The organism is Candidatus Peregrinibacteria bacterium (assembly GCA_030700255.1).
Lineage (GTDB): Bacteria > Patescibacteriota > Gracilibacteria > UBA1369 > JABINC01 > JABINC01.
The window spans coordinates 1-3,623 of the sequence record JAUYJN010000020.1 but is presented as its reverse complement, the minus strand read 5'-3'; the positions used below and the strand labels follow the sequence as shown (position 1 = coordinate 3,623).

The following is a 3,623-nucleotide window of genomic DNA, read 5'->3' as shown; positions in this document are numbered from 1 at the left end:
AGTTGACGATAATATTATCGGCGATATTACTTTGTGTCGCATCAAACAAATCAGGCCTCGCAGATGGACCGCCGACACTGCCATTAGTGCACCAATCACTTTCATTCGCACCTTTGAGGTTTCCGGTTGAGTTATATGGGTTATCGACGCATGGGGTGCGGACCTTTAAGGTGAAGGCTCCGAGGCCTGGACCGGATCCATCCGGCAAATCCGGAGGATTTATAGTTTGGCCATTTATAGTCGTATAAAGAGGGATGGAAACCGTTTCACCGAAATATAATTTGTTCCAATTGCAGGGTTCGAGGATTTCATCGAAGTTGCCTGCACGTTCGCAATTTTCACCGGCGTTACCTTCGCCTGGAGGTGGGATGATATATGTATTAGGCGCTATTTCTTTAGCTGAACTTGTTATCCAATATTGGACTTTTTGCTGAGCTACACTTGGACAGGGGTAATTTGCAGCTTGTTGCTCTAGAGAAGAAGAAGTTAAACCGCTTGGAGTGAAGCACATGGTTATTGGGTCGTCAGCGGAGCCAAGCTCCCAACCCGGATTTTTACCACGGATAGCACCTAGGCCGAGTTCTATACCGGAGTCAGCGGCCGCTTCAGCTCGAATCGAGCTGCCAAACTCTGTATTTCCGCGAATTGCATTTGTAAGAACGTAAGTTGAAGTCAGGGAAATGATTGTAATAACAGACAAAAGCGCCAAAGCGATAACCATCGAAACTGCTCTTTGACTTTTCATTTCAGTCACAACAACCTGAATGTAGTTTTGTATTTGTTCTTGCATCGTTAAATCATTCAAAATTCTAAAGGAACTTTAGCATAGTGGGGAAGAGGTTGTCACTGGAAGTTGTACTCTTATTTTTTGAAATTACCCCTTGGTTTCCACTGTTTTTTTGGAGATTTTCTTTTTTTCTCAAGCAATTCGACGGCTGTTTCAAAATCTATATTTTGTGGAGTTTTACCTTTTGGAATCGCCGCGTTAGTTTTTCCATCTGTAATATATGGTCCAAATCTACCACGCTTAATTTCAACCTCACCTCCGGATTCAGGATCTTTTTTGTTGAAAACCTTGATTGGTTCTGCGAATTTCTTCTTTTTTTCAGCAGCTTCTTCGATGATTTTTTTAGCTTCTTCGATAGTGACCGTGTGTGGGTCTACCCCCTCCGGCAATGAAGCATTTAATTTACCGAGTTTAAGGTATGGACCGTATGGTCCAACGTTTGCCAGCACCTCTTCGCCTTTTATCTTCCCAACAATTCTTGGGAGCGAAAGTGCTTGCAACGCCTCTTCCAGCGTGATTGTTTCAAAGAATGAGCCGTTTGGTAGAGATGCCCGATGAGGTTGGTTTATTTTTGCTTTACGATCTTCTTCCTCCCATTCCCCAATTTGTACATATGGTCCAAACTTCCCATGCCTTGCAATTACATCTTTTTTTGTCTTCGGATCTTTACCTAAAATTTTCTCTTTCATAACATCTTCACGTTTTACGTTCTCTGTTTTATCTTCTACGGTTTTGTGAAATGGAGTGTAAAATCCTTTTATCATTGGTACCCATTTGATTTTACCTTCCGCTATATCATCGAGTTCTTCTTCAACCTTTGCAGTGAATTGATAATCAACTATATCGGAAAAATGTTCTACCAAGAAATCAGTTACAACCATACCTATATTAGTTGCATGCAAGGCACGATCAATATTTTCCACATAACCGCGTTGAATAACTGTTGATATAGTTGGCGCGTAAGTTGACGGTCTACCGATACCTTCAGATTCTAATTTTTTTACCAAACTTGCTTCCGTATATCTTGCAGGTGGTTTTGTAAAATGTTGTGTGTGTTCGATTTCTTTAACTTTTAAATCTTCACCTTCTTTTACCTCCGGAAGAATTCGTCCATCATCATCTGCGTCTTCATCCATGTCATCCTCATCTTTGCCCTCAGTGTACATTTTCATGAATCCATCGAATATCACAATCTGACCATTTGCTCTAAATAAGTATTTTTTAATTTCAACATTTATAGCCGTTTGCGCCATTTCCGCTTCGGACATTTGGCAGGCGATAGCTCTTTTCCAAATGAGTTCATAAAGCCTGTGTTGGTCACGATCGAGCTTACCTTCCATCTCTTCGGGAGTGTATTTGAAATGAGTTGGGCGAATAGCCTCATGCGCTTCCTGCGCACCTTTTTTACCTTTGAAAGTTCTTGGCTTTGCGAGTGAATATTTTTTACCATATTCATCTTCGATGAATTTTTTGATTTCGCCAAGTGCTTCATTCGCAAGGTTAAATGAATCAGTACGCATGTAAGTAATAAGTCCGACGTGGTTTGATCCAATATCTATACCCTCGTAAAGTTGCTGTGCGACAATCATCGTTTTCTTTACCGAAAACCCTAATTTTCTAGCAGCTTCTTGTTGTAATGTAGACGTTATAAAAGGTGGGGAAGGGTAGCGTTTTACATTTTTCTTTTCGATACTTGTAATTACAAATGGCGAAGCCTTTACTACTTCTATTATTTTTTCAGCCTCTTTCTCATTTTTTACATGAGATTTTTTACCGTCTTCTTTTATCAGTTCAAATAAAATTTCTTTTTTACCTCCAGTGATTGTGTGAGCCTTTATTCGCCAAAATTCAACCGGTTTAAAACCTTGAATAGCCCTCTCTCTCTCGACAACTAATCTTACAGCCACCGATTGAACACGCCCTGCAGAAAGCCCGTATTTGATTTTTTTCCAGAGTAGTGGGGATAATTCATAACCAACCAACCGATCTAATATACGTCGTGCCTGTTGGGCATCCACTAGATTCATATCTAGTTTTCGTGGAGTTGCTATAGCTTTTTCTATCGCTGTTTTTGTAATTTCATGGAAAACAATTCGGTGCATTGGATTTTTCTTTTCGTCAATTTTTAGTGCCTCGGCAAGGTGCCACCCTATAGCTTCTCCTTCTCGATCCTCATCGGTTGCGAGCCATACCACTGTCTTTGCCCCGATTTCCGCTTTTAGTTTTGAGATTGTAGTTTTCTTATCCGGGCTTATAGAGTACTTCGGTTCAAAATCTTTTTCAGTATCTATCCCCATGGCTGATTTTGGTAAATCACGAACATGGCCCATAGAGGCGAGCACAGTATAATCACTTCCAAGGAATTTTGAAATTGTCTTCGACTTTGCAGGCGACTCTACTATTACGAGGTTTTTTGGCATGTTTGATTTTGTGAATATTTGTTTTTTATTTCGCAGTTCGTGTGCACACTTAAAAATAAAGTAAGAGCAGAGAAAGTCAAAGGAAAAATTTTTCTATTTGAGAAATAGCTTATTTCTCATCCTCCGGCCCAATGGTTTGAAAGGGGCCAGAGGTTTGGTCTGAGATGTCCGTAATAGTTGGGATCTCCTCCATTGTTAATGGCGCCATACTCATAGTGCTACCCATTACTGTTCTTTCGAAGGCTGGAATGTATTCTGTCGGAACGGTAAGTCCAGCTTGGTGCGCCCAGCTGTATAATTTTTTCACTTCACTTTGAAGTGGCACGCCAGCGGCTATATGTACCTCACCTTCTTCTCTTCTTATTTTTAATAATTCTTCCATTGCGAAATCGAAATCAGTTTGTAGCGCCTCAACA

At 40.6% G+C, this 3,623-nt stretch carries 3 protein-coding genes; all 3 read right to left on the bottom strand.

What is annotated here, in order from left to right; translation table 11 throughout:
* Positions 1–790: hypothetical protein (locus Q8P68_02630; protein ID MDP4008065.1), on the bottom strand; the 790-nt coding region annotated here is incomplete at its 3' end.
* A gap of 71 nt (positions 791–861) precedes the next feature.
* Positions 862–3,207, bottom strand: a complete 2,346-nt coding sequence (gene topA / locus Q8P68_02625; protein ID MDP4008064.1) for a type I DNA topoisomerase — start codon at positions 3,205–3,207, stop codon at positions 862–864.
* A gap of 109 nt (positions 3,208–3,316) precedes the next feature.
* The coding region (locus Q8P68_02620; GenBank protein ID MDP4008063.1) for a hypothetical protein at positions 3,317–3,623 on the bottom strand (307 nt) is incomplete at its 5' end.

Excerpts from the sequence above, each read along its gene's own strand:
- topA (MDP4008064.1), bottom strand. The coding sequence starts at position 3,207 with ATGCCAAAAAACCTCGTAATAGTAGAGTCGCCTGCAAAGTCGAAGACA.